Here is a 24980-nt window from a genome sequence, read left to right on the forward strand (position 1 = left end):
TCGCTGGATAACTAGTGATTTTCAACCCCACTACCATTGAAGCCAGCGCGGTCCGAGCCGCGCACCGATAACGGTTGGTATCAACATGCCAAGCAAGTACCAGACGCCCCAGAACGGGACTTCCATTTCAGGGCAATGCAGGCAATAGGCAATGGTAGCCATCGCCCCTGAAAGCAGCCCGCCGCAGGCGCCGGCCAGTCTCAGGCGAGTGGGTGCCAACCCGCGCAGCGCCCAAAAGACAGCAATGAACCCCGGAATCGAAAGCAAGGTGATGTTCAGAGAACACACGCGCCACGTTTCACCGAAGATCATCGAAGCACGCACGTCCGGGGCTGCTGTCATCAGGACATAGAGGGCGCCGGCCCAAACCGCTGCAACCGCAGCAATGACCAGCAGTTGTCCGACACCTGGCGTAAGTCCGGGCCTCGCCAGGCGCACAACCTGGCTCAGCGCGCCGACCATTAGGCACAGGGGCAAGGCAATCTTTGCCCAGAAAATCGGAGTTGCCGCCACTTCGGCCAAATCCGGACGTGCGCCAAACATGACCATCACTAGCAAGAAGGCCGTTATCAGACCGACCAGTACCGCGACGCCGAAACGCTTTGCGAGCGCATGCCGGTCGACCGGTGTAACACCGGTCGCCAGCATGGAAATAAGATCGTCAGTTTTCATCGTGTACCTCTAATCCTGTCGGCTAACGCCTTAAGCCCGCGATGGATGCCAATCTTTACCGCTGACTCCGAAAGGCCGGTCATTTGCGCGGACTCGGCGACCGACAAGCCTTCAAGCTTCACCTGCTGAATCGGCAAACGCTGCCGCTCAGGCAGTTGCTCAAGTAACTTGCCGAGGTCGCGATGGGCCTGCTCCGGCTCCAGATGCGGCTCGGCAAACAGCTCCGCCACATCGTCGAGCGAGTCATTGAGCACTTCATTGCGCGACCTGCCACGAAAAAAATCCGTGAGTTTGTAGCGGGTGATGGCAAACACCCAGGCCGTCAGCGGTTGGTCCGCACGGTACGTTTGTCGACCGTTATGGACGGCCAGCAAAACCTCTTGCAGCAAATCCTCTACTTCATCCGGTTGCCGCTGAAGTCGGGTTCGAACAAAGCCGCGTATATGACCACTCAGCTCCTTGAGGAAAGTGCCATAAGCCCGCTCGTCTCCACCAAGGCCCGCGAGGAACAAGGTCTGAAGATGAATTTCCCGGCTGCGCAATGCGTCGTTATGTGTAGTTCGTTCCATCGTCCACTCTGGTTACACGAGGATGAAAATATTCTGTACTTGCATAACGCCAGCGCCAATAACGGGCGGTGGATCATGCTTGCCGCCAAAGGCATAAGGCAACAAGCAGATTCATTTTGCGGTTCTAAAAAATATTTTGCGATGGCTGTAACCGGATTTGAAAACTCAGCGAACTACCTTTCGGATCTGAAGCACAGCGCACTCCTGCACTGATGCGACGACCCACCCTCATGATCCCGGAGAATAACCATGAACAATCTGAAGCTTGCTGCCATCGCCGTTGCCTTTTCCTCCTTTGCTGCCGGCGCCATTGCCGCCGAGACCCCTGCCGCCGCAGGCGCCATGGAAAAATGCTACGGCGTCGCCATGGCCGGTCACAACGATTGCAAGGCCGGTGCAGGTACCACATGCGCAGGTACGGCAAAAATGGATTACCAGCCTAATGCCTGGAAAAACGTTCCCGCTGGCACTTGCACCACCATCAAGACACCAAAAGGCACCGGCACCCTCACACCAATGTAACGTCAACGCCACGGGGCACGTACTTATCATGAACAAGGCATTCCAGATCGGGGCCGGACTTGGCCTCAAACCGAACCATTACCAAGAGGCCCACGACTGCACGGTCAAAGGTCTCTGGTTCGAAGTTCATCCGGAAAACTACATGGTTGGTGGCGGCCCCCGTCTGGCATGGCTGGAGGCCATTGGCGAGCGGCACCCATTGTCGTTGCACGGGGTGTCACTTTCGCTGGCGGCCGATTGCCCGCCGGACCCGGAGCACTTGAAACGCCTGAAACAGCTCGCTGATCGCGTTCAACCGGCACTGATTTCCGAGCACCTGGCCTGGTCAGCCTGGCGCGACCAATACCACCCCGACCTGTTGCCTTTTCCCCGAACAAATGAAGCGTTACAGCGTATAGCAAGCAATATCCAGCGCACACAAGACGCCCTCGGACGTCGCATTGCCATCGAAAACCCGACCCATTATTTGCACCTGGACGGGCATGACTACAGCGAACTGGAATTTCTCACCGAATTGAGCACGGTGACTGGCTGCGGCTTGTTGCTGGACGTCAACAACGTGCACATCAGTGCGCACAACCTGGGTTTTAACGCCGCCGATTATCTGGATGCCTTTGCGGCCGACGCCATCATGGAGATTCATCTGGCGGGGTTCACCAAGGATCCGGGTGAATCCTCATTACTGATCGACAGCCATGATGCCCCTGTCGCCGAAGATGTCTGGTCGCTGTACCAGCGGCTGATCGAGCGGATCGGCCAGCGTCCGACACTGATCGAACGCGACGACCATATCCCCGCTTTCGACGTTTTACTGGCCGAGCGCAACCGAGCGCAGACGTTATTGAACCTTGAGCAAAATCAGCGAATGAAGGTGGCGATATGAAGCCCTCTCTCGCAAGCTTTCAGGATGCCTTCGTCGATGCGTTATACGGCACTGAATCATCCACGATGGATTCGCTGACCCAACAACCAGGCTTTGCGGTCTATCGCAATACCGTACTCAAAGGCACGACGGATGCGTTGCTAGCCAACTTCCCTACCGTAGAGCGCCTGGTGGGTACTGACTGGCTTAAAAGCGCCGCCGCCATACATGCCCGGCTTTCACCGCCAACAGATGCACGTTTACTGAATTACGGAGCGGGCTTCCCCGACTTTCTCGACAAATTCGAGCACGCGCAAGACATGCCGTATCTGGGCGACGTCGCCCGTCTGGACCTGCTCTGGACACAGGTTCATTGCGCCGCTGATGAGCCTGGTCTTGGGCTGAACGACTTGGCGCAGATTCCCGCTACGGAATTGGGCAACTTGCGGCTTAAACCACGGGACACCGCCCGTTGGGTCTGGTTGCCGGACTGTCCCGCCTACACGATCTGGTGCGTCAATCGTGAACAACGGGAAATGCCTGAAAAACTCGAATGGCAAGGTGAAGGTGCACTACTGACACGCAAGGCCGGCCGCGTGTATTGGCAAGCTGCCAGCGCCGCAGACTGTGCCTTTCTCGACGCCTGCGCGGCTCACCTGCCCCTCGATGTCGCTGCCGACTGGGCCATTGATGTCGAGTCTGACCTGAATCTGGAAAACCTCATTATTCGCCTGGTGAGTGCTGACGCGTTTGTAACGGCGGAACTCCTGACAACCAGTTACTGAAGCCATCAACGGAGCACAGCATGGATACCATCAACACCCGCTCACCTGCCGCCGACAATTCCTTGCGTGGCCTCTGGAACCGCGTTGCAACCCGATTGGGCAATCTGATCAGCGATTCGTTTCTGGTGTTGGTGGCACGCATCGCCATCGCCGCCATTTTCTTCATGTCAGGGCGCACCAAAGTCAGCGACGTTCTGACGATTACGCCGAGTACCTACGAACTGTTCCGCACGGAATACGCCTTGCCTGTGATCTCTCCAGAACTGGCGGCACACCTTTCGACCTACAGCGAGCACCTATTTCCACTGCTGCTGGTCCTCGGGCTGTTCACCCGTCTATCCGCCTTGGCGTTGCTGGGTATGACCTTTGTCATTGAGGTTTTCGTTTACCCCGATGCCTGGCCGACGCACCTGTCCTGGGCGGGATTACTGCTAATCATCATCGCACGTGGTGCAGGAGCACTTTCGCTGGATAGCAGACTGGGCATCCGGTGATCCATTCACGTATGGGGAACTCTCTAGCAGAGGGCTTGCACGCGCATTGCGTAGGCAATACGCAACTAAATAAGCGGATACAGCCGATTTATCTTCAGCTAATTCATCTTTGACGCGATCCACGTCATGCAAATACAACACCTAGCTGTCGTTAGGTTGTCTCTACGTACTGGTGAAAAATATGCAAAACAACACCGTCCGATTTTCCTGTGTAGGCTGCGGTATTTGCTGCAAGGGCCGCCTGATACCGCTGACATTGGCTGAGGCACAACAATGGTTAAACCGCGGTCACGACATCGCGGTGATTCTTGAGGCCTTTGATGAATCGAGTTGGCCTCATTCATCAGCGGAGTTTGCCCACGCCAAAGGCCGATCTGTAAGTGTAATTTGTGGCAAGACCCAGATACAGGTCATCGCTGTGTTTGCCGGCAAAGCACTTGAGCAATGCCCTAATCTCAGAGCTGACAATCTTTGCGGCATCTACGAAGAACGCCCCCTGGTTTGCCGCATTTATCCGATGGAAATCAACCCATTCATCGCTTTACGTCAAGATAACAAAGCGTGCCCGCCGCAGGCTTGGGAGAGCGACGACATTCTCTGCACAGATGGGCGTTCAGATCCGGCTCTGGAAGCACTCGTCAATCAATCTCGACAAGCAGACAGAACCGATGCATCAAGCAAAATCGCCATCTGCGCGCAACTGGGCCTGAATGTGGCGAGTTGGAAAGACAACGCGCTGGCCGTTTACTTTCCACCACGAGGAAAACTGCTCGAAGCGATACACAGCGTTACTGGCACTCCAGAGGACTATCCTGACTTAGAGTGGCAAGTTCGGGTTGATGAACCAGGGCTGCGCGAGCGATTGGCCGCATCGAAGGTGTCTCTGGCTGCCAACGAGTACGCTGACTACATCTTTCATGTTTTTTAACGCCCAAAGGTCCTCGCTGGACACCTGCGCTGCCTCGGCGAGCCGTTGACGCATTTGAGTGGCTGCGATTGGCCCAGAGTGTTTAAAAACGCTCCGCCAAAATTGAAGTGTGCGCGTCTGCGTTAAATCCGAAATTTATCGGCATGTCAGCAGATGCCGATTTCGTGTAGAAGTGCGATTTACAGTCCGGTTTCGAGTACCAGTCGCGCTCAAAAACGTTCTTACACAGCCTCGGACAGGAGCAGTCATTCAACCTCTACGAAACCAGAGGGCGAAACAAAGCGACCGTCAGCTTACAACTGTGTCCGATACACAGGTAGCCTGATCGAGGGCTACGCTGATGCCTGGCGAGGCCTGGTCCATCCAAATCAGCGGTGGCGCACGAACATGGTTTTCTCTTTATTGATGGCGTTGGTATTAGCGTTCCTGATTGGCTGGGTTTCGCAGCGCATGGGCATGTGCCTTGTCAAAGCGAGCGAACAATTGCTGGCGGGGCGCCCGACGTTGTTTGTGGCACTGACATCGTGTGGATTGTTCGGGTTGCTGCTGGCCCCGCTCTATCGTTTCTCCGAGGTCAGCCTGCCGCTGTACTTGCCGGGTATTTCCTATCCTTTACTGGTTTCGGGAGGCTTGTTGTTCGGGGTGGCATCGGTGCTGAACAACGGTTGCAGCGTAGGTACGCTGACCAGGTTTGCCAGTGGCAATTTCAATAAACTGTTCACAATGATCGGCTGGGTCCTGGGGATCGTGCTCTGGTATTACATGCGCATGATGCCCGAACAGAAGACCATTCTGATGCCGGAAATTTCCAGCCGCCATTACTGGCTGTTGATCGGTGTAGTGGCGTTAGTGCTGATTTTTTTGGTTTGCATACATGGTAATAAACACCTTGTTTTCTCCAGCATGCTGCTGGGTGCGTTGACGAGTGCGCTCTATACGTTCGAGCCGTTATGGACACCGAGTGTGTTCTTTTACAATGTTTCGCAGTTGTTCTGGCAAGCCGATATGGCAATCAGCGCCCGGCGTATTGCTGTGTTTGTCATGTTGCTGGCAGGCATGCTGAGTTTTACCGTGTACAGGAAAATGTTTCGTTTCGAGGCCTTTACCCCATCAAAGGCTGGCGTTCATTTGTTGGCGGGTATTTTGATGGGGATTGGGGCTTCGATGATGCTCGGCGGTAACGACTCGCAAATACTGTTGGTGTTTCCAACATTGAGCGTTGCTTCAAGCATTCCAATGGTGTCGATTGCCACAGGCATTCTGGTGTCATTGTGGTGCAAAAAACGCTTTACGAATTGAACACCCTCAAGATGGTTCCGCTTTCGACTGAATAATATAGACAGTGATGACAGACAGAAATCGACCCATAGTGGTCATTGCAGTCGCTAAGTCGCACGGGCAGTTTGGACAGACCGATTTTTCAAAAAATTCGTCGAATGCTGCCGGTAGTGATCCCAGAATCCCAGCTCACCTAAAAGCGAGGTTATTGAGCTCCAGCTCAACACGTTTCAAAAGCGCGGATACATCTTTGCCCTCCAATAAGTAACTTTTTGCCAAAAGGGTAATTGGGTGGATACCTAAGGATGCTCCGATCAACTTGCCGCACGGCGGCGGCAAGTCGAAATTTCCTCGGGACGCACCGCTATTTGCCAAAAAACGACCGATGCTTCGTGTATTGAGGGCTATTTCGTCTGGTCTTCCGTGTTAAGCACGCAACTCGCCCATACCCATCAGCTGTTTTCGAGCCATCCACAGGTTTGACAGGGCGAACAGCGTGGTCAACTGAGCTGTGTTTTTCATCAGTCCACGTAAGCGCACTTTAACGTAACCAAACTGCCGCTTGATAACCGGAACGGATGCTCAACCTTCGCCCGTGTCTGAGCTTTGCAGTACTCGATCTTGCGCTTGGCTTTGTACAGCAGGCTGCGTTTATTCAACTTGGAATAGGTGCTGCGGCGCGCTGCGATTTGCCAGATCACTTCACGATTTTCATGCTCTTCACGCTTCTCGACACCAGCGTATCCAGCGTCCGCATACACCGCGTTTTCTTCGTCGTGCAGTAGCTCGGCGACCTGTGTGACATCGGCCACATTGGCGGCGGTGCCATGGACGTGATGAACCAATCCCGACTCTGCATCGGCGCCAATATGGGCCTTCATCCCGAAGAAATACTGATTACCTTTCTTGGTCTGATGCATCTCGGGATCGCGCTTGCCTTCCTCGTTCTTGGTGGAACTGGGGGCATGAATAATGGTGGCATCGACGATAGTGCCTTGACGCAGCGACAGGCCTTTTTCTTGTAAATAACCGTTGATGACCGCGAGGATCGCAGGTGCGAGTTGATGCTTCTCCAGCAAGTGCCGGAAGTTCATGATCGTAGTGTCTTCCGAGATCGGCGCGCTCAACGTCAGGCGTGCGAATTGGCGAATGGGCGTGATTTCGTAGAGCGCTTCTTCCATGGCCGGATCGCTCAGGGAGAACCAGTTCTGCAACAGATGGATGCGCAGCATGGTTTCCAGCGGATACGGTTTACGGCCACCGCCGGCCTTGGGGTAGAACGGCTCGATCAGCCACAGCAGGCCTGTCCAGGGCACGACCTGATCCATCTCAGCGAGGAAGCGTTCGCGGCGTGTCTGCTTACGTTTTCCGGCGTATTCGAAATCGGAAAAGCTCATCTGGCTCATGGGCAGCTCGGATCAGGTTGTCAGGCGTATTTCAGCACAGTTGAAGACTTGTTCGGAGATTCCTTAAGGAACATCGCCGCGGCGCGGAGATCGACGATGGCTATCAGTGTGCTTGACTTGTTCAAGATAGGAGTCGGCCTCTACAGCTCGCATACCGTAGGCCCGATGCGCGCCGGGGCTCTGTTTGTCGAGGCCTTGCGCGAACGGGAAATGCTGGCGTAAGTGCAGCGTATCGACGTGCGGTTGTATGGTTCGCTGTCGGCCACGGGTATCGGCCCTGGCACCGATAAAGCGACCCTGCCGAACGTAATAAATCAGAAACCGTATTGCATGAGCTTCGCCGTCTTGCTGTCGATCCGCGATCTGGAACCCTTACCCAAATCGGGCGGCCATGATCATTGCCGGGCTGGTACTTGAAAAAATGTTGGTTGAGCTCGTGGTGTATGCCGTGACTTGACGCTGTCATCGTTGGGCGGCAGGGGCTAGACTGATTCAATAAAATCACAATACAGATGTGACCTTGCCTGCATGAAAATCAATCCTCTACCGCCACTCAACAGTCTGGTGGCATTTGAAGCGGCCGCGCGCCATTTGAGTTTTACGCTGGCAGCACAGGAACTGAATGTCACCCAAGGGGCGATCAGTCGGCAAGTGCGTCTGCTCGAGAACTACCTGGGAAAGACTTTGTTCGAGCGCACCACGCGCTCGATCCACCTTAGCCCAACCGCCAGCCAGTACTATGAAACGGTGCGAGCATCACTGATGCAGGTAGCCCAGGCGACAGGTGAAATTCGCCACTGGCAGGGCGCGCAGCAGGTCACAGTGGCCACCAGTTCCGCGATGGCTTCACTCTGGTTGCTACCCAAGGTGTCTGAGTTTCAGAGCAATAACGAAGACATTGATCTGCGCATTATCGCCTACGATCAAGTAAAGGACTTCTCACGACTCGATTGTGACTTGGCGTTGTACTACTGCCGAACCCCACCGCAAGACATGCAGGTAACGCCACTGTTTTCGGAAGAGGTGTTCCCGGTCTGCAGCCCGGGCTACCTGTCAAAATACCCGGAATTGAAAACGCCTGAGCAATTGGCTGATTGCACCTGGTTATGGTTAGAAGATCCGCAGCGTGACTGGATTGGTTGGACTGAGTGGTTCCAGCGTCTCGGGCTAAAGAGCGTTGAGCCAAGGCGCCGGATCAATATCAACAGTTACTCCATGCTGATCCAATCGGCACTCAGTGGGCAGGGTATCGCTTTGGCTTGGTCGAACCTGGTCGACAATCACCTGCAAACCGGTGCTTTGGTGCGGCCGATCGATACGGTATTGAGTTCAGACGCACAATTCTGCCTGCTAGAGCCGAAGGGCCAGGGGAGGATGCGGCAAAGTGTTAAATGTTTTCGCACCTGGTTGATCGAGCAGTTACCGACCACGCTTAGTGGCTCAGAATTCGGTGCCAGCGAATAGATTCCGTTCTTGAATGAAACATGCCGCAGGCTGTTGGCCTGCGGCACGCATGCAATATGCCTCCACTGCCTCCCCGTCTTTGCACATCATAAAAATCTGCTGCATTCCCAATGCCTGAAAGCGTTGATCAACGATCTTCGGACATTGCGTGCCTGTCGCTCTGATGCATGAATATGGCCTGTTTGAATTTATGATTAAAAGTCATAAATGGTGATGTAAATATCGTTTGTCGAACACTGCTCGTTTTCTCGAAACTCACTGCCAACGGACCAAGGCCAGTGAGCCTGCCGAACATTTCACACCGTGCCCAGCAGGGGAAAACAATAATGAGCAATACCGCCTTGCAACAAATTCCTGTGCATCATCTGGAAACTGTACTTAACCCGATTCATCAAGCCACCGGGTTGAGCAACGAGTTCTATACCCATCAGCATTACTTCGAATTGGAACGCGACCAGGTGATGGGCAAGACTTGGGCGTGTGTCGGTTTCGCCAGCGACCTGACCAAGAACGGCTCGGTCAAGCCGGTCGACTTCATGGGACTGCCACTGCTGCTGATGCGCAACCGCGAAGGCCTGGTGCAGGTCTTCCATAACGTCTGCAGCCACCGCGGCATGAAGCTGGTGCAGGAAGAAGGTGAAGTACAGGGTGTTATTCGTTGCCCCTACCACTCCTGGACTTATGACCTCAATGGCGCCTTGCGTGGCACTCCGCATGTCGGCGGTATCGATAAGCACAAGGACGAGCGTTTTGCTTGCGAAAAGCACGGTTTGAAAGCAATCAACAGCGCCATCTGGATGGACATGGTGTTCATCAATCTGTCGGGTGACGCACAGCCGCTCGAAGAAATGCTTGCTCCCTTGACCGCGCGCTGGACGCAGTTCCTTGGCGAGGACGGTATGAGCCAGCTGCGCCGCCGTCCGGGTCATGACGCGACCACATTGGATATCAACTGCAACTGGAAGTTGGCCGTCGAGAACTACTGCGAAGCCTATCACCTGCCGTGGGTGCACCCGAGCCTGAACTCGTATTCGCGCCTGGAGGATCACTACAACATCCTCTTTGACGAGCGTTTCGGCGGTCAGGGCAGCTATGCCTACAACCTGTCCGACGTGGCGGGTACGCATTTGCCGAAGTTTCCGAGCTGGCCACAAGACCGCCTGCGCAACGCTGAATACGTAGCCTTCTTCCCTAACGTACTGCTTGGCATCCAGGCGGATCATGCCTTCGCCATGCAGTTGGAGCCGGTTGCACCAGGCAGGACGATTGAACACCTGCGCCTGTTCTATGTGGGAGACGAGGCCTTGGGTGATGAATACGCCGCCTGCCGTAACGCCATTCTGGAGTCCTGGAAGGTGGTATTTGCCGAAGACATCAGCTCGGTCGAAGGCATGCAGAAAGGCCGTCACTCTCCTGCTTACAAAGGCGGTGCGTTCTCGCCGGAAATGGACGTTCCGACTCACTTCTTCCATCAGTGGGCTGCGCGTCAGCTGCTAGCCACCGTACCGGACGCCTGAGGAGATGAGCATGTATCCAATTGCATCCCATTGGCTCAACTACATCGATGGTGAATGGCTCGATAGCGCGCAGCAGCTGACGGTGAACAACCCAGGCACTGCCGAGCCGCTGGCGACCATCGCCCAGGCCACTGTCGCCGATGCCGAGCGTGCCGTGCTGGCGGCTCGTCGTTGCGCCGACAGCGGTGAGTTGACCCGCGTTCGTCCGGCGCAGCGTGTCACCTGGTTGCTGCGCATTGCCGAAGAAATCCGCGCCGTGGCCGAAGAGGGCGCCTGGGTGTTGTGCCAGGAAAATGGCAAGAGCCTCAACGATGCCAAAGATGAGTTCGTCGAGGCGGCACGCTACTTCGAATACTACGCAGGCATGGCTGACAAGATCGAAGGCACTTCGATTCCATTAGGCAATGGCTACATGGATTTCACCCTGTATGACCCGATGGGTGTATCCGCGCAAATCGTGCCGTGGAACTTCCCGGTTTCGATCTGTGCCCGCTCGCTTGCACCGGCGTTGGCGGCTGGCAATGCGGTGGTGATCAAATCGCCCGAACTGTCGCCTTTGGGGATGTGCGTGCTGATCCGCGCTATTGCCAAGGCCGGGTTGCCCAAGGGCGCGGTCAACCTGATTTGCGGTCGTGGCCGTGAGGTTGGCGCGCACCTGGTTGGCCATCGTGCTGTCGATCAGATTGTCTTCACCGGCTCAGTGCCGACCGGTCAATCGATTCTGCGCGATGCCGCCGAACATGCCATCCCCAGCGTTATGGAGTTGGGTGGCAAGTCAGCCGCGATTGCTTTCGCCGATGCGGATCGCGAACAACTGCTTGCCAGCGTCAAGGGCGGTATTTTCTTCAACGCCGGACAGGTGTGCTCTGCCATGTCGCGCCTGCTGGTGCAGCGTGAAATTTATGAAGAGGTCGTCGAGTCTGTTGTCGCCTTGGCCGAAGGTTTCAGCGTGGGCGTCGGCCACGACAACCCAGACCTCACACCAGTGGTCAGTGCCGGGCAACTGGCAGGCATCGAAGCCTTGTGTCGGCGCGCCATTGAAGAGGGCGCAGTAGCGGCCACTGGCGGTGAGGGGTTCAGTGACCGTGCCGGGCACTTCATGCGACCGACCGTGTTCCGCGACGTGAGCCCCGAGATGTGCATCGCCCAGGAAGAGGTCTTCGGTCCGGTGTTGGCGGTGATCCCGTTCGACAGCGAAGAAGAGGCGATCGCGATCGCCAATGGCACCGCTTTTGGCCTGGTCGCGGGTGTGTTCACCCAGGACATCAGTCGCGCCATGCGCTGCACCCGTCGCCTGAAAGCTGGCCAAGTGTTTGTGAACGAGTGGTATGCCGGTGGAATTGAAACCCCGTTTGGCGGTGTCGGCCTGTCCGGTTTTGGCCGGGAAAAAGGGCAGGAGGCCTTGTACAGCTACGTGCGTACCAAGAACGTGGCGATCCGCGTAGCGGGGGAGTGAGCAACATGTTCAAGACTTGGCTTTGTGTGGTCTGTGGGCTGATCTACGACGAGGTCCTCGGTTGGCCGCAGGACGGCATCATCGCTGGCACGCGTTGGGAGGATGTGCCAGAAGACTGGAAATGCCCCGAGTGTGGCGTCGGCAAAAGCGATTTCGAGATGTTGGATATCAGTGAGCCGGTGGTGGCGACCGCAGCCGTCAGTGCGCCGGTAGTGCCTGCAGTGCAGCTGCAAACGCCGCCAGCGGCCACACTGCCACGCCAGCCGATCGTCATCATCGGCAGTGGCTATGCTGGTTACGGTCTGGCCCAGGCGTTGCGCAAGGCCGACCCTAAGGTCGAGATCCGCGTGCTGACTCAAGAGTCTGGCCACCTGTATTCCAAGCCGGCGTTGTCCATCGGCCTGGCACAGGGCAAAAGCGCCGCGGCATTGTCCGGCGAAACTCCGCTGGCGATCGAGAAGCGCTTGAATATCCGCGTCTATCCGCACTGTACGGTGGAGCGTATCGACAGCGCGGCGCAGCGGCTGCACACCAACTTCGGTGAAATGGAATATGGCCAGTTGGTACTGGCCAGTGGTGCGCAGCCCATCCGACTGCCGATCGAGGGTGATACTGCGGCGTTACTCAGTGTCAACAACCTGCACGATTACCAGCGCTTGCGTGAACGCCTGGTGGGTGTGCGGCGAGTGGCAATCCTGGGTGACGGCCTGATCGGCTGCGAGTTTGCCAACGACTTGGCCAGCAGTGGCTTTGCCGTCAGCGTTATCGGCCTCGGCCATTGGCCGATGGAGCGTCTGTTGCCGGAGGAGGCCGGGCGGCAGTTGCAACTCGCCTTGAGCGAACTGGGGGTGAACTGGCACCTGGAGAACACCCTGCAACGCATTGAGCCGGCTGAAGACGGCTATCGCCTGAGCCTGGCCGATGGCCAAAGCGTGGAAGCCGACCTGGTGTTGTCTGCCGTGGGTCTGCGTCCCAACCTGAGCCTGGCCGAGACCGCCGGGGTCGCCGTTGGTCGCGGCATTCAGGTGGACGCACAGTTGCAGACTTCGCAACCGGGGATCTATGCCCTGGGCGACTGCATCGAGATCGACGGCCAATTGCTCCCGTACCTGGCGCCCATCAATCAGGGCATCCAGGCGCTGTGCAAGACCTTGCTCGGTCGGCCTGTCAAGGTCAGCTATCCGTTGATGCCTGTCACGGTGAAGACCCCGGCGGCGCCGCTGTGCCTGCTGCCACCCACCGTCGGCGTAGCCGGAGAGTGGCGTTGCACACTGACTGCCGATGGCCTCAGTGCCGGTTATTACGACATCGAGGGGGCACTCTGCGGGTTTGTCCTGCTCGGTCGCCAAGCACAATTGCAGCGCAATACATTGCTGCAGTCCTGTCAGAACGCTCAACGGGCCGTCGCCTGAGGGCAGTACCATGAAAAACACCATCAACCTTCCCCATGACGATGCCAGCTGTGGCTGGTATGCGGCCTTGCCCGAGCAGCCACCCTGCAAACGCTTGCAGGGTGAACAGCGCGCCGACTACACCGTAATTGGCGCCGGCTTCGCTGGCCTGGCTGCGGCCCGCCGGTTGGCCGAGCACTATCCTGAGGCCCGAATCCTGCTGGTCGATGCCCAGCGCGTCGCTTATGGCGCCTCAGGGCGCAACTCGGGTTTTGTCATCGACCTGCCACACAAATTCGCCCTGGAACATCCGGACCCGGCGCACAAACAGCGTTTGCTCGCGCTCAATCGCGCCGCCATCGCCCAGTTGCAGGGATTGATTCAAACCCATGGAATCGATTGCCAATGGTCCCATGCCGGCAAGTATCAAGGTGCTGTAGGCCCTCGCGGGCTGGCTTATCTGGATCATTTTGAACACTTGATGAGCGACCTTGGTGAGCCGTTCCGTCGGGTCGAGCGTGCCGAGTTGGCTCAGGTGGTGGGCTCCAGTCATTACAGCGGCGCTATTTACACCCCGGGTTGCTACTTGATGCAGCCGGCAGCGTTGGTCAATGGCCTGGGGCGCACACTGCCGAGTAATGTCGAACTGCTTGAGGAATCACCGATCCAGCGCCTGGAACGTGACGGCCAGGGCGGCTGGATTCTGCACGGCAATCAGGGGCGGATTCGCACTGCACAGTTGTTGCTGGGTACCAGTATTTTCACGCAAGAGTTCGGTTTCCTGCGCAATCGCCTGTTGCCGGTGATGACCTTCGCCAGCTGGACTCGCCCCCTGACCGATGCCGAGTTGGCGGCCTACGGCGGTCAGCTCGATTGGGGGCTGACCCCGGCAGACCACGCCGGTACCACGGTGCGCATGACTCAGGACCGCCGCTTGATCATCCGCAATACCTACAAGCATGTCCCCAAGTACGGCCAAAGTACCAACGATGCCATGCGCGATAGTGTGCGCAAGGATCACCGCAAAGCCTTCCTGACGCGGTTTCCGCAGCTCGCCGAAGTGCCTTTCAGCCATACCTGGGGCGGCGTTTACGCCATCTCGCGCAACTTCACCAACTTCTTTGGCGAACTGGAGAAAGGTGTCTACGCCTCAGCTTGCGATAACGGCGTCGGCGCGGCCTGGGGCACCATTTCAGGCACCTTGCTCGCGGACCTCGCCGTGGGTGCCGATTCAGCGCAACTGCGCGACATTCAGGCCGTCACTGGCATGCCTTCACTCAACCCGCCGGAACCCTTTCTCGGCCTCGGTGTGCGTTCACGTATCCGCCTGGCGGCCTGGAACAGTCGGAGTGAGCTATGAGCAAGGTCGTTACTGGAAAAGGCCCCGTGCTGCGGGTCGACCATCATGATCTGGAGTTCACGCAGCGTGGTGGTCCCCCCGGTGCCGCCTATGTCGCCCGTGCGATCAGCAATGAAATATCGCCAAATATCGGGGTCGGCTTTGCCCGTTGGGAGGGCGCTGAAGTGGCGTGGACCCTGCTGTATGACGAGGTGATCTTCGTCATCGAAGGCTGCTTCGAATTGCAGGCCAACGGTGAGCTGTACCGGGTTGAACCGGGACAGTTGCTGTGGATTCCCGAAGGCACCGAACTGGTCTATGGCGGCCATGCGTTGTTCGGGTATGTGGTTCAGCCTGGCGACTGGAAACAGCGGCACGGTTTAGCCTGAGTCGGGAGCGTAGAGCAATGCAGAATGTACAGAGCGATGTCAGGGGGCGGCAACGTTGCAGCTTGCAATCTCACGCACACATCATTGACGAGGCTGCTCAGTGCTTGGACTGACGAAGGCGTTCGGCGCCCTGTATCTGAGCAGCTTATTGATGCAGTTGGGTTCGACCCTGTTGATGACCTACCTGGCGCTGCGCCTGAACGCGGGGGGTGGGGCCGAGACGTGGAGCGGTGCATTGATGGCCGCCAACGCCTTGGGCATGGTGTTGGGAGGCAAAGTCGGGCACTACCTGATTGAGCGGGTCGGACACATCCGCAGTTACGTCACCTGCGCTGGCGGGATTGCCGCGGCAGTGCTGGCTCATGAATTCAGTAGTGCCTTGCCATTTTGGCTGCTGCTGCGAGCGCTGGTGGGGGTGGCCATGATGTGTCAGTTCATGGTGTTGGAAAGTTGGCTCAACGATCAGGCTCGGACTGAACAGCGCGGCAGCGTGCTGGCCCTCTATATGGTTGCCAGCTACGTTGGCATGATGCTTGGTCAGCTGGCACTGAGTCTCAATGGCGACTTGGGGATCCATGCGTTGCTTGGCGTGGCCATCGCTTTTGCGTTGAGCCTGGTGCCGGTGGCGTTGACCCGCTGCCCGCATCCGACGCCCATCCTTGCGGCGCCTGTCGACGTTAAATTGTTCCTGCGTCGAATACCGCAGTCGTTAGTGACCCTGGTGGTGTCGGGCATGATGACGGGTGGCTTTTACGGTCTGGCCTCGATCTATGCCAGTCAGCAGGGACTCGATACGGTCGAAATTGGTCAGTTCATGGCCTTGGTGATTGGGGCCGGATTACTGGCCCAGCTACCCTTGGGCTGGCTTTCGGATCGATTGCCACGTGCCAGCTTGATTCGCGCTGTGGCAGTGCTGCTGATGCTCGTCACGCTGCCGCTGGGTTTTTGTCAAAGCCCTTCGTTCAACACCCTGATGCTGTTCGGTGCAGGGATAGGCTTTTTGCAGTTTTGCCTGTATCCGCTCGGTGTGGCACTGGCCAACGACAATATTGAGCCGCAATTGCGTGTTTCATTGGCCAGCGTGTTGTTGGTGGCGTTTGGTGTGGGTGCCGGCATCGGTCCGCTGCTGGCCGGTTCACTGATGGAGCACTTCGGCGCATCGAGTCTTTATTTCTTCTTCGCTGCCTGCGCTGCGCTGCTTGTCGTGTTTGTAGGGCAGGGCAAGGTCACCGGTGAGCATTTGCAAGAGGATGCTCCCCTTCATCACCCGTCAACGCCCAATGGCCTGGCCAGTTCCAGTCTGGTGGCGGTTGTCGAGTCGGTCGGGGCAAACGCCCAGAGCTCGCAGTGCGACAGAGTGATCAACGAGACTGAAATCGCCACCGCGCTGAATTGTCCATGACGCCAAATGGTGACGTTCCTTTCTCCTATTGTGATTAACGGAATCGAAAGCATGTTCGAAAATAAGAATAAGTACCGTACGGGCGATGACTCCACGCAACCCTTGCACAACCCGGTCACGCTGGAAACGCTGCTATCGGCGCGTACCTACCGCCTGCAGCGGGTGCGCGATCAGTTACTGGCGCGCGATTGTGCCGCCATCCTGCTCTATGATCCGGTCAATATCCGCTATGCCACTGACACCTCGAACATGCAGGTGTGGACCTTGCATAACTTCGCTCGTTACGCGTTGGTGTTTGCCAATGGGCCCGTGATCCTGTGGGAGTTCCACAATTGCGAACACCTGCATGAGGGCATCAGTCTGATCGATGAAGTGCGCGAAGCGGTCAGTTGGAGTTATTTCGGTGCCGGTTCGCGCATATCCGAGAAGGCTGCCATTTGGGCCCGAGAAATTGTCGAGGTGGTGGGTGAGCACGCTGGTGCCAACGCGCGTCTGGCCGTGGATAAGGCAGACTTCGAAGGGCTTGAGCTACTCCAAGCTGAGGGGTTGAGCCTGGTCGAGGGGCACAGTCTGATGGAGGAGGCGCGCAAGATCAAATCAGCTTCCGAACTGGAGCTGATGCGCTGGACCATCGAGGTTTGCGAGAAAGGCATTCAGCGCATGCATGATGAGCAGCGTCCAGGCATGACCGAGAACCAACTGTGGGCCTGGCTTCACTACGAGAATATCCGACACGGTGGAGAGTGGATCGAAACCCGCCTGCTCGCTTCCGGACCTAGAACTAACCCGTGGATGCAGGAGTCAAGCGATCGGGTGATGCAGGAAGGTGAAATCATTTCCTTCGACACGGATCTGATCGGCCCCTATGGCTATTGCGCGGATATCTCGCGAGCTTGGACCGTCGGTCACGTTGCCCCTACGGCCGAGCAGCGCAAGCTGTATGCGCTGGCCCATGAACAGATTCAGCACAACATGGCGCTCTTGCGCCCTGGCCTGAGCCATCACGAGTTCGTTCAGCGATCCTGGGACATTCCACAGCCCTATCAGCACAACCGTTACTGCTGTGTAGTGCACGGTGTTGGTTTGGCGGATGAATATCCGGCACTGGCGCATAAAGGCATTGATTGGGAAAACAGTGGTTATGACGGTGTTTTCGAAGAGAATATGGTGATTTGCGTGGAAAGTTACATGGGCGAGCGAGGAGGGAGGGAAGGTATAAAACTTGAACAGCAAGTTTTAATTACCCAAAACGGCTGCGAGGTGCTTTCACATTATCCGTGGCAGGAGGACTGGTTGTAAGTCGTTCCTCGCTGGTGGTTGCAGTGATGCGCACAGCCCAATCTGGAACATGAGCACTCATGAGAAATAGTCATTAGTGGCGCAGATAAAATGATTTGTCGTGCACCGCTTCCTGTTTGAACATCAATCCCAATGCGTTGCCGTGCGTACTGGTCTGGATAACGTTACGCCTAATTGGCGGTTATTCGATGTTGGCTGTAAATACAAAAATAATAGAGAGGCCCTTAGCATGAAAGAGTTAGTTGTCGATGAAGGATCCTATTCTCGAGCGTTCAATACCCGAATATTAGGATTGAATATTCATCGGGTTATTTTTCCTGTTTCATTCTTGATTGTATTGGCGCTGGTTTTAGTGGCATTGCATGACCCGATAACCTTCAGCCAGTCCCTGGAGGGGGCCAAAGGCTGGATCCTGAAGAACTGCGACTGGTTCATAATGATCATGGGCAATCTGGCCGTGCTGTTTTGCGCCGGGGTGGCCATTTCACCTTTTGGTAAAATTCGCTTGGGTGGCAAGGAGGCTACGCCGGAGTTCAGCACACTGTCCTGGTTTTCGATGCTGTTTGCCGCCGGGATGGGTGTTGGCCTTCTGTATTGGGGCGTGGCTGAGCCGGTAGCACAATACACAGCTTGGTGGAAAACGCCACTCAATGTCCTTGCGACCACCCCGCAGGCCGAGCATGCAGCAATGGGTGCGACGATCTTTCACTGGGGCTTTCATCCTTGGGCCATCTACCTGACCAGTGCGTTGGTGGTTGGCTTTTTTGCCTTTAACAAAGGCCTCCCATTTGCCCTTAGTTCGGGGCTGCAGCCATTGATTGGTAAAGCACATCGAGGGCTGCCAGGGCAGTTGGTGGACGTTTTTACTGTGGTGCTTACTGTGTTCGGCTTGGCCACCTCTCTAGGCCTCGGCGCCATGCAGTCGACTGCCGGTATCTCACAAGTACTGGGCATTCCCAACTCCTTTGGATTGCAGTTGTTGTTCATCTTGGTCGTGACTGGCCTCGCCGGATTTTCCCTATGGCGCGGCATGGATGCTGGAGTCAAGTTGCTAAGTAACATCAATATGTTGCTGGCGTTGGGCTTATTCATACTGGTCGTGATCGGTATTGGGGTGTCTACCTTTTTTTCTGGTGTGCTGAGTACGACCGTTGATTATGTCGAGTTCTTCCTGCCGCTGAGTAACTGGGTCAATCGTCCAGACCAGGATTGGTTCCATGGATGGACGGTGTTCTATTGGGCGTGGTGGTGCACATGGGGCCCATTGGTCGGTGTATTCGTTGCGCGTGTTTCCCGAGGCCGTACGCTCCGTCAGATGGTCGGTGTGGTGATGTTGGTGCCAACCCTGGTGGCTATCGCCTGGTTCACAGCGTTCGGAGCGGGCGCCATCGATCAAGTCATCTCCGGTAGTGGATCCCTCGCGGCCGGTCTAACCGACGTCAATATGGCGATCTTTCAGTTCCTCCAAATGCTTCCGATGCCGCTCATTAGCTCAGGACTGGTGGTCATTCTGCTGGTCATCTTTATGGTGACCTCCATGGACTCTGGCGCCTTGGTAGTCGACAACCTGGCCGCTGGCGGTGACCCGGACACTTCGCCAGTACAGCGGGTGCTTTGGTTAGTGATGATTGCATTAGTCACCATCACGCTGTTCGTAATCGGTGGCGACACCGCGCTGAAAGGCATCCAGGCCGGTGCAGTGGCCATGGGGTTACCGTTCATGGTGCTGATGCTGTTGCTAATGATCGGCTTTGTTAAAGCGCTGGCCAAGGAGCCTCGTGACTAAGGTTGTTTCAAGGAGAGCGGGCCTACCTCTTCGGGGGCAGTCCGCTGGCCAATGTGTGGAAGGCAAACCGGCCAAAGGGGGACGTTGAAGATGGAATCGCAACAAGACGACATACAGATTTTGGTCGGTGAACTAAGGAACGTTGTGCGCGAGGCGGCGAATGAGGCCGAACTGCTTTCGCTCGTCGGACCTTTGGTTCAACGAATGGTGCAAAAGCGTAGTTGGCTAGGTGCCGATATGTATAAGGCCGACCCGGAGATGGGGTATGGCACGACGCTGTTACACGTAGAGCCCGACCAGTCATTATTCATGGTGGTCGATAGCTGGCTACCCGGACGTGGCGTACCGCCCCATGACCACGATACCTGGGCGGTTGTGGTGGGTGTCGATGGCACCGAACGTAACCTGTTTTGGCAGCGTCTGGACGATGCGCAACGTCCTGGATACGCCGAGCTGCAGCTAATGGGTGAGCAATGCATCACAGTTGGAGAGGCGCTACTGTTACCAAGCGGCAGTATCCACAGTGTGATCAATGAAACTGAGCACACCAGCCTTTCGTTTCATGTGTATGGCCGGCATTTGAATTACACCGAGCGACGTCAGTTCGACCCGGAAAACAATCTTGAGCGGCCGTTCAAAATATCCCCGCGCTGATGCAGTTTTGTCTCGAGCGTTGCGCCGCTCAGTTGAAGGTCACCTCACGTGCAACAAACCCCCTGACATGTTGAAGGAAGCTCTCGTGAAACTTCGAGTTTTTTTTCTGCTGCGGTACTAGCATACTGAAGTCAATTTCGATGATCGGTTCGAAGGGGCGAAAAATGACTTTTTCTCCACTGTATTCAAGTGCGCTGATGGGATTCACCAAGGCGACTCCCGCCCCCAGTCCAACGAACTTACACATTGGCATCGAGAGCTGGGTTTCAAGGTTCATCCTGCGCTCCACCCCATACGCGGCAAAGATAGAGTCGATGTGTTGACGCGAGGCGACTGCGTGCGGATAGGAAATAAAGCACTCCCCCTCAAGGTCCTGCGGGACGATCACCGCCTTGTCGCGTAGTCCGTGATCGAAGGGCAGGGCGTATCGCAGAGATAACTGAATAATCTTCTCGCCACGTGGGCAGGGATAAGCGTTGGGTTGAGCAATAAACCCGACATCGCATCGTTCGCCCACAATCGCGTCCACCACTTCTCTGGAAAATTGAACTACCAGGGTTATTTGTGCGTGCTCATGCATTTCGAGAAACGCACTGATGACACGCGGCAAAAACGACAATCCCCGTGCCGGAGCGCAGGCTATCTGAAGTGAGCTGCGCTTGATATCAATGATTTCACACGCCGTGCGGGCAATACGCTCGACTCCGCAAGTAGACGAAGCCTAAGCCTGCCCTGACTCATCTCACAATGATTGAATCTGTTGCGCATGATCTATCAGTTTCGTATTTGTGAGCGACTCCAAGCGCTCGCCAAGTAATTTCCACGCCGCGGCCATTTCGGCAGCGTAACTGTGACGCTGATAAATTCGTTTCATTTTGTTGTCTTCGGTGTGATTGAGGCAGCGCTCAGCAACTTCAGGCGAAACCCCGAGCGCAGTCATCAGTGTTGCCCCTGTGCGGCGAAGGTCGTGCGGTGTCCATTTCCCGCCTGAAAGCAGCAGGGCGACCCAGATCGCCAACGGCGAAGCCCCGCATGACACGCGCATCCGCGCCGGCGGCATGGTCGAGAAGGGGGCGCTGCAACGTTCCAGCGACTCCCTGGACGTGAAGTTCATCGTCACCGACTTCAACAAGTCCGTCACCATCACCTATCGCGGCATCCTCCCGGACCTGTTCCGCGAAGGGCAGGGCATTGTCGCCCTGGGCAAACTCAACGCCGACGGCGTGGTGGTGGCCGATGAAGTGCTGGCCAAGCACGATGAGAAATACATGCGACCGGAAGTGACCAAGGCCCTAAAAAACAGTGGTCAAACCGCTCCAACACCTGCGAAGGAGGGTTGATCCATTACGTCCGCAATCTTCATCCCGGAACTGGGCCACCTGGCCATGATCCTGGCACTGGTTCAGGCCGTGGTGCTGTTGCTCGGTGCCTGGCGTGGCGACCGCTTGTGGATGAGCCTCGCCCAGCCCGCTGCCTGGGGCCAGTTCGCCTTTCTGGTATTCGCTTTCGGTTGCCTGACGTACGCCTTCATGGCCGACGATTTTTCCGTGGCCTATGTCGCCGGTAACTCCAACAGCGCCTTGCCCTGGTACTACATATTCAGCGCCGTGTGGGGCGCGCACAAAGGTTCGTTGCTGCTCTGGGCGCTGATCCTTGGCCGCTGGACCTTCGCGGTGTCGGTGTTCTCCGTGCAGTTGCCGCAAGTGATGCTGGCCCGTGTACTGGCTGTTCTAGGTTAGTACCAATTTTGAGATGGGTTAGTCTTACGTCGTCACGTGGGTCAATTTGGCATCGGCGTCAAAATGCTGGGATCGATTGGAAGAAGGCACTCGACGTCCATGAAACTATGAGGAATTTGCACTAAAGATGCTGATTTAAGAAGGCGGTAAAGAGCCAGTCGCGGTATACGCACGAAAAGACATCATCGATTCTGCTGGCGGATGCTCGTAGGTGGAGGACAATACGGCACTGAGTCGATCGCCCAAGAGGTTCCAGGCGCGCTTCTTTTCTTCGGCATAATCGTGATGCAGGTAATGGCGTCTCACCCGCGAGCCGGCCAGTACATGGTTTTGGCAGCGGTCGATGACGTCCAGGCTGACCCCCAACGCCTGCATCATGGTCGCGCCTGTGCGGCGCAGGTCATGCGGCGTCCAGTCGCCGTTTTGTCCGTCGGCAAGGACCAGAGTGTCGTCGTGACGCCGTCTTGAGAGGGCCTTGCGGTTTTTGAACCGGGCCTGACGATCGCCCACCTGCTTGCTCACCACTTTCACATCCACATGCTGATCATCCTGCTTGTTCGGAAAGCACCATTGCGAATCTCCCGTCAGGGTTTTGAGTTCCTGAAAGAAATGCAGGGCAAAGGGGGAGAGGAAGACATGGTGATCTTGTTTCTTACCACGGGTGCCTTTGACGTTTTCGCTGGGAAGGAACCACGTTTGCCGCTCCAAATCGACATTTTTCCATTCGGCCTGCAGCAACTCGCCAATCCTGCACAGCGTGCCCAGACTGATCCAGAGTGCGAGTTAGGTTTCTTTCTTTAGCGGCCGTATGCCGTCGTATTTTTGCCCGGCGGGCAGGGCGTTGTAATCGGCGGTCATTTGCTGGAATCGGTTGTGCAATTCCAACAGCTCCGCCGGGGAAAGGATGCGGCTTCTTTCTGCCTCGTAGTCGGCTGGGATCAGAGGGGAGATGTTGACCAGCTCAGTCGGATCGCCCTCGATCAATAAGGCCCGCCAGGGCTGACGCTTTCTGGCCCAGCTGAACATCTGGGTGAGGTCGGCGAAGAAACTGATGGCTTGTCGGTGAGCGCCGCGGTTGACCACGGTGCGGATCAGCGCCCGAATATCGTGTTCCGACACACTGCTCACTGCTGTCATGCCAAGTGCCGGGAATAGGTCCTTGTTAAAGCGTCGCTGCAACTCGGCATTGCCGTCTTTGCGCGCGACTCCATCCAACAGCCAGGCCTTGGCCAGATCCTGGACCGTCAGTGCTTGCACCTTCGACGTCTTTACCTGTTCGGCCTCCACGTTAGCAGCGGCATGCGCTTGTGCCTTGGCGTTTTTCTTCTGTTCGTTGGGATTGATTTGCTCATCAATGAGCGCCCGGGCCTGGTTGCGGGCCTTGCGGATGTCGGTCAGGGATTTGCGCGGCCAGGACCCGCAGGCGTACTCTTTGTTCTGGTCGCCCCAGCGATACCGATAGAAAAAACTGACCGACACGCCGTCCTTACGCACCGAAATTCGACCGGCGAGGTTGCCATCCTCCCTGAGGATTCGGCCGGCATCGTTGACGGTCAGCGACTCGAGTTCTTTGATGGTGATTTTGGCCATAAAACGGACTCCCCCTACTTTTACCCCCACAAAAACGTCGGCTCTTGATGGACGTTTCTGGACTCTCGTAGAGCAGAACACCGCTGTAGCTCAAGTAAATACTGGATTAGAAAAATCCAGAGTAAAATTCTGGAAGCTTTCAAGAAGTATGAAAAAGGAGATGGGGTGCTAGGGGTCGAGTGTTCGAATCACTCCGTACCGACCATATTTCCTGAGTAAAATCAGACAGTTAAGCCGATCAACTAGATCGGCTTTTTTGTGCCTGCGCAAAACCGCCGCCCATGTGCGGCGGCGGCTATAAGTGCCCGTGCAACATCACGTGCATCGACAACTGAGACACTACCGGGGATCAACCCGGGCAATTTGCCGTTCACGACATCGTTTCCTAGAGTGATGACCTGACCACCAATGGACAATCAACTGGCTGGGTTCCCGATACCTCAAGGGTCTCGATCAGGTGCCGGGCAGCCTGGCGACCGATTTCATAGTAGGGCAGTTGCACCGTGGTCAGCGGCGGGATGAACAGCTCGGCGATACCGATCATGTTGTCGTAGCCAAGCACGGCGACATCGTCGGGGATTTTCAGGCCACGGCCGAACAACAACTGATAGGCACAAAAGGCAATGCGGTCGTTGCCACAGATCAGAATGTCGAATTGCGGGCGACCGTCGAGGATGTGTCGGTCGAGGATGGCTGCGGTTTCACCATAGGCGTCATGATCGGAAAGGTCGTATTGCAGGAGTGAGTCAGGCGCCAGGCCGAATGCCTCACAGGCGCGCAGCAGGCCTTTTTGTCGCAGACCCCAGGCCAGGCTCTGTTTGGGCAGATTGATACACAGCGGGCGCCGATAGCCCTGGCTCAACGCATGATGTACGGCTCGGTACTGCCCTGTTTCGTCGTCCGGCACATAACTCACCAGGTGCCTGTCATCTGCCAGGCAATTGGCGAGTACCAGGGGTTTGCTCTTCAAGCGCTCGGGAATGCACACCTGGCGAAACCCCATGGCGCTGAAGATCAAGCCGTCGGGACGGTGCGACAACATCAGGTCGATGTTCTGGTCGGTGGGCGGGTTGCTCAACAGGTTGAGAATAAAGACATTCCAGCCGGCTTGCTGTGCGGTCTGTTCGATGGACAGCAGCAACTCGACCGCAAACGGTGTGGTCGCGGTGTCCAGCGCGAACACACCAATGGTTCGGGACTGCAGATTGTCGCCGCGCATTCTGCGCGCCGACAGGCTCGGCACGAATTGCAGTTCATCAATGGCGCGACGCACCCGCTGAAGGGTTTCGGGACTCAATTTTTCCGGATTGTTGAGCGCTCGAGAAACGGTCATCAGGGACACGCCGGCCAGCTGTGCAACGTCTTTCACTGAAGTCATGCGAGGCGAAACCTGTCAGGTTGACGCAGAATCATGACACATGGCCCGCGCTTCTCGCGA

The 24980-nt window shown here is 56.5% G+C and carries 21 protein-coding genes and 8 pseudogenes; 22 read left to right on the forward strand and 7 right to left on the reverse strand.

Annotation, left to right across the window (positions count from 1 at the left end; translation table 11 throughout):
• Nucleotides 1-30: 30 nt before the first annotated feature.
• Nucleotides 31-672: a DUF1109 domain-containing protein gene (locus tag ELQ88_RS12560; RefSeq protein WP_138965362.1), complete on the reverse strand. Its 642-nt coding sequence runs from the start codon at nucleotides 670-672 to the stop codon at nucleotides 31-33.
• Nucleotides 669-1241, reverse strand: a complete 573-nt coding sequence (locus ELQ88_RS12565; protein ID WP_138965364.1) for a sigma-70 family RNA polymerase sigma factor — start codon at nucleotides 1239-1241, stop codon at nucleotides 669-671. Before ELQ88_RS12565 ends, ELQ88_RS12560 begins: the two co-directional genes overlap by 4 nt.
• 75 nt (nucleotides 1242-1316) lie before the next feature.
• On the opposite strand from ELQ88_RS12565, the gene ELQ88_RS34100 reads away from it, so the two are divergent.
• The 7 genes from ELQ88_RS34100 (at nucleotide 1317) to ELQ88_RS12595 (ending at nucleotide 6131) form a co-directional block, all read left to right on the forward strand.
• Complete coding sequence (locus ELQ88_RS34100; RefSeq protein WP_161599957.1) at nucleotides 1317-1454, forward strand: hypothetical protein; 138 nt, start codon at nucleotides 1317-1319, stop codon at nucleotides 1452-1454.
• Nucleotides 1455-1490: 36 nt separating this feature from the next.
• Nucleotides 1491-1763, forward strand: coding sequence for a DUF2282 domain-containing protein (locus ELQ88_RS12570; RefSeq protein WP_010461569.1), 273 nt, complete (start codon nucleotides 1491-1493; stop codon nucleotides 1761-1763).
• Nucleotides 1764-1791: 28 nt separating this feature from the next.
• Entirely contained in the window at nucleotides 1792-2646 is an 855-nt protein-coding gene (locus ELQ88_RS12575) for a DUF692 domain-containing protein (protein WP_138965366.1), read from the forward strand.
• On the forward strand, nucleotides 2643-3410 hold the full coding sequence (locus tag ELQ88_RS12580; protein WP_138965368.1) for a DNA-binding domain-containing protein: 768 nt from the start codon (nucleotides 2643-2645) through the stop codon (nucleotides 3408-3410). Before ELQ88_RS12575 ends, ELQ88_RS12580 begins: the two co-directional genes overlap by 4 nt.
• 20 nt (nucleotides 3411-3430) lie before the next feature.
• Nucleotides 3431-3904 carry a DoxX family protein gene (locus ELQ88_RS12585; protein ID WP_138965370.1) on the forward strand — a complete coding sequence of 158 codons (474 nt, stop codon included), beginning with the start codon at nucleotides 3431-3433 and terminating at the stop codon, nucleotides 3902-3904.
• A 181-nt stretch (nucleotides 3905-4085) separates the two neighbouring features.
• Complete coding sequence (locus ELQ88_RS12590; protein WP_138965372.1) at nucleotides 4086-4832, forward strand: YkgJ family cysteine cluster protein; 747 nt, start codon at nucleotides 4086-4088, stop codon at nucleotides 4830-4832.
• Nucleotides 4833-5219: 387 nt separating this feature from the next.
• Nucleotides 5220-6131, forward strand: coding sequence for a YeeE/YedE thiosulfate transporter family protein (locus ELQ88_RS12595; RefSeq protein WP_138965374.1), 912 nt, complete (start codon nucleotides 5220-5222; stop codon nucleotides 6129-6131).
• Nucleotides 6132-6536: 405 nt separating this feature from the next.
• Here ELQ88_RS12595 and ELQ88_RS12600 read toward each other — a convergent pair.
• A pseudogene (locus tag ELQ88_RS12600) lies at nucleotides 6537-7516 on the reverse strand (IS5 family transposase).
• Between the two features lie 96 nt (nucleotides 7517-7612).
• On the opposite strand from ELQ88_RS12600, the pseudogene ELQ88_RS12605 reads away from it, so the two are divergent.
• The 13 genes and pseudogenes from ELQ88_RS12605 to ELQ88_RS12660 form a co-directional block, all read left to right on the forward strand.
• A pseudogene (locus ELQ88_RS12605) lies at nucleotides 7613-7840 on the forward strand (serine dehydratase beta chain); the annotation flags it as partial.
• A 46-nt stretch (nucleotides 7841-7886) separates the two neighbouring features.
• A pseudogene (locus ELQ88_RS35045) lies at nucleotides 7887-7973 on the forward strand (RidA family protein); the annotation flags it as partial.
• A 71-nt stretch (nucleotides 7974-8044) separates the two neighbouring features.
• Entirely contained in the window at nucleotides 8045-8980 is a 936-nt protein-coding gene (locus tag ELQ88_RS12615) for a LysR substrate-binding domain-containing protein (protein WP_138965376.1), read from the forward strand.
• A 326-nt stretch (nucleotides 8981-9306) separates the two neighbouring features.
• Nucleotides 9307-10497 (forward strand): aromatic ring-hydroxylating dioxygenase subunit alpha, encoded by a 1191-nt coding sequence (locus ELQ88_RS12620; RefSeq protein ID WP_178084686.1) that lies wholly within the window; start codon nucleotides 9307-9309, stop codon nucleotides 10495-10497.
• A gap of 10 nt (nucleotides 10498-10507) precedes the next feature.
• Nucleotides 10508-11953, forward strand: a complete 1446-nt coding sequence (locus ELQ88_RS12625) for an aldehyde dehydrogenase family protein (RefSeq protein WP_138965378.1) — start codon at nucleotides 10508-10510, stop codon at nucleotides 11951-11953.
• A 5-nt stretch (nucleotides 11954-11958) separates the two neighbouring features.
• Nucleotides 11959-12123 (forward strand): annotated as a pseudogene (locus tag ELQ88_RS34625) (rubredoxin); the annotation flags it as partial.
• Complete coding sequence (locus tag ELQ88_RS12630; RefSeq protein ID WP_228761642.1) at nucleotides 12112-13365, forward strand: FAD-dependent oxidoreductase; 1254 nt, start codon at nucleotides 12112-12114, stop codon at nucleotides 13363-13365. The pseudogene ELQ88_RS34625 and the gene ELQ88_RS12630, both read left to right, overlap by 12 nt.
• A gap of 10 nt (nucleotides 13366-13375) precedes the next feature.
• Nucleotides 13376-14704: an FAD-binding oxidoreductase gene (locus ELQ88_RS12635; RefSeq protein WP_138965382.1), complete on the forward strand. Its 1329-nt coding sequence runs from the start codon at nucleotides 13376-13378 to the stop codon at nucleotides 14702-14704.
• Complete coding sequence (locus tag ELQ88_RS12640) at nucleotides 14701-15072, forward strand: ethanolamine utilization protein EutQ (RefSeq protein ID WP_138965384.1); 372 nt, start codon at nucleotides 14701-14703, stop codon at nucleotides 15070-15072. Before ELQ88_RS12635 ends, ELQ88_RS12640 begins: the two co-directional genes overlap by 4 nt.
• A gap of 100 nt (nucleotides 15073-15172) precedes the next feature.
• On the forward strand, nucleotides 15173-16474 hold the full coding sequence (locus tag ELQ88_RS12645; protein WP_138965386.1) for an MFS transporter: 1302 nt from the start codon (nucleotides 15173-15175) through the stop codon (nucleotides 16472-16474).
• Nucleotides 16475-16525: 51 nt separating this feature from the next.
• Entirely contained in the window at nucleotides 16526-17773 is a 1248-nt protein-coding gene (locus ELQ88_RS12650; protein ID WP_138965388.1) for a Xaa-Pro peptidase family protein, read from the forward strand.
• A gap of 229 nt (nucleotides 17774-18002) precedes the next feature.
• A complete protein-coding gene (locus ELQ88_RS12655; protein ID WP_138965390.1) occupies nucleotides 18003-19559 on the forward strand; it encodes a BCCT family transporter in 1557 nt (518 codons plus the stop codon).
• Nucleotides 19560-19649: 90 nt separating this feature from the next.
• Nucleotides 19650-20213, forward strand: coding sequence for a hypothetical protein (locus tag ELQ88_RS12660; protein WP_138965392.1), 564 nt, complete (start codon nucleotides 19650-19652; stop codon nucleotides 20211-20213).
• Nucleotides 20214-20241: 28 nt separating this feature from the next.
• Here the strand turns inward: ELQ88_RS12660 and ELQ88_RS12665 are convergent, their stop codons facing one another.
• Nucleotides 20242-20907 carry a LysR substrate-binding domain-containing protein gene (locus tag ELQ88_RS12665; RefSeq protein ID WP_138965394.1) on the reverse strand — a complete coding sequence of 222 codons (666 nt, stop codon included), beginning with the start codon at nucleotides 20905-20907 and terminating at the stop codon, nucleotides 20242-20244.
• Between the two features lie 48 nt (nucleotides 20908-20955).
• Nucleotides 20956-21216 (reverse strand): annotated as a pseudogene (locus ELQ88_RS12670) (hypothetical protein); the annotation flags it as partial.
• Between the two features lies 1 nt (nucleotide 21217).
• On the opposite strand from ELQ88_RS12670, the pseudogene ccmE reads away from it, so the two are divergent.
• Nucleotides 21218-21553: pseudogene (gene ccmE, locus ELQ88_RS12675) on the forward strand (cytochrome c maturation protein CcmE); the annotation flags it as partial.
• 45 nt (nucleotides 21554-21598) lie between these two features.
• A pseudogene (locus ELQ88_RS12680) lies at nucleotides 21599-21949 on the forward strand (heme lyase NrfEFG subunit NrfE); the annotation flags it as partial.
• A 138-nt stretch (nucleotides 21950-22087) separates the two neighbouring features.
• Here ELQ88_RS12680 and ELQ88_RS12685 read toward each other — a convergent pair.
• Both ELQ88_RS12685 and ELQ88_RS12690 read right to left on the reverse strand, forming a co-directional pair.
• Nucleotides 22088-23542 (reverse strand): annotated as a pseudogene (locus ELQ88_RS12685) (tyrosine-type recombinase/integrase).
• Nucleotides 23543-23927: 385 nt separating this feature from the next.
• Nucleotides 23928-24920 (reverse strand): LacI family DNA-binding transcriptional regulator, encoded by a 993-nt coding sequence (locus tag ELQ88_RS12690; protein ID WP_138965396.1) that lies wholly within the window; start codon nucleotides 24918-24920, stop codon nucleotides 23928-23930.
• Nucleotides 24921-24980: the final 60 nt, after the last annotated feature.

It is taken from the genome of Pseudomonas sp. MPC6 (assembly GCF_006094435.1).
Lineage (GTDB): Bacteria > Pseudomonadota > Gammaproteobacteria > Pseudomonadales > Pseudomonadaceae > Aquipseudomonas.

Excerpts from the sequence above, each read along its gene's own strand:
- ELQ88_RS12560 (WP_138965362.1), bottom strand. The coding sequence starts at position 672 with ATGAAAACTGACGATCTTATTTCCATGCTGGCGACCGGTGTTACACCG.
- ELQ88_RS12565 (WP_138965364.1), bottom strand. The coding sequence starts at position 1,241 with ATGGAACGAACTACACATAACGACGCATTGCGCAGCCGGGAAATTCAT.
- ELQ88_RS34100 (WP_161599957.1), top strand. The coding sequence starts at position 1,317 with ATGCTTGCCGCCAAAGGCATAAGGCAACAAGCAGATTCATTTTGCGGT.
- ELQ88_RS12570 (WP_010461569.1), top strand. The coding sequence starts at position 1,491 with ATGAACAATCTGAAGCTTGCTGCCATCGCCGTTGCCTTTTCCTCCTTT.
- ELQ88_RS12575 (WP_138965366.1), top strand. The coding sequence starts at position 1,792 with ATGAACAAGGCATTCCAGATCGGGGCCGGACTTGGCCTCAAACCGAAC.
- ELQ88_RS12580 (WP_138965368.1), top strand. The coding sequence starts at position 2,643 with ATGAAGCCCTCTCTCGCAAGCTTTCAGGATGCCTTCGTCGATGCGTTA.
- ELQ88_RS12585 (WP_138965370.1), top strand. The coding sequence starts at position 3,431 with ATGGATACCATCAACACCCGCTCACCTGCCGCCGACAATTCCTTGCGT.
- ELQ88_RS12590 (WP_138965372.1), top strand. The coding sequence starts at position 4,086 with ATGCAAAACAACACCGTCCGATTTTCCTGTGTAGGCTGCGGTATTTGC.
- ELQ88_RS12595 (WP_138965374.1), top strand. The coding sequence starts at position 5,220 with ATGGTTTTCTCTTTATTGATGGCGTTGGTATTAGCGTTCCTGATTGGC.
- ELQ88_RS12615 (WP_138965376.1), top strand. The coding sequence starts at position 8,045 with ATGAAAATCAATCCTCTACCGCCACTCAACAGTCTGGTGGCATTTGAA.
- ELQ88_RS12620 (WP_178084686.1), top strand. The coding sequence starts at position 9,307 with ATGAGCAATACCGCCTTGCAACAAATTCCTGTGCATCATCTGGAAACT.
- ELQ88_RS12625 (WP_138965378.1), top strand. The coding sequence starts at position 10,508 with ATGTATCCAATTGCATCCCATTGGCTCAACTACATCGATGGTGAATGG.
- ELQ88_RS12630 (WP_228761642.1), top strand. The coding sequence starts at position 12,112 with ATGTTGGATATCAGTGAGCCGGTGGTGGCGACCGCAGCCGTCAGTGCG.
- ELQ88_RS12635 (WP_138965382.1), top strand. The coding sequence starts at position 13,376 with ATGAAAAACACCATCAACCTTCCCCATGACGATGCCAGCTGTGGCTGG.
- ELQ88_RS12640 (WP_138965384.1), top strand. The coding sequence starts at position 14,701 with ATGAGCAAGGTCGTTACTGGAAAAGGCCCCGTGCTGCGGGTCGACCAT.
- ELQ88_RS12650 (WP_138965388.1), top strand. The coding sequence starts at position 16,526 with ATGTTCGAAAATAAGAATAAGTACCGTACGGGCGATGACTCCACGCAA.
- ELQ88_RS12655 (WP_138965390.1), top strand. The coding sequence starts at position 18,003 with ATGAAAGAGTTAGTTGTCGATGAAGGATCCTATTCTCGAGCGTTCAAT.
- ELQ88_RS12660 (WP_138965392.1), top strand. The coding sequence starts at position 19,650 with ATGGAATCGCAACAAGACGACATACAGATTTTGGTCGGTGAACTAAGG.
- ELQ88_RS12690 (WP_138965396.1), bottom strand. The coding sequence starts at position 24,920 with ATGACTTCAGTGAAAGACGTTGCACAGCTGGCCGGCGTGTCCCTGATG.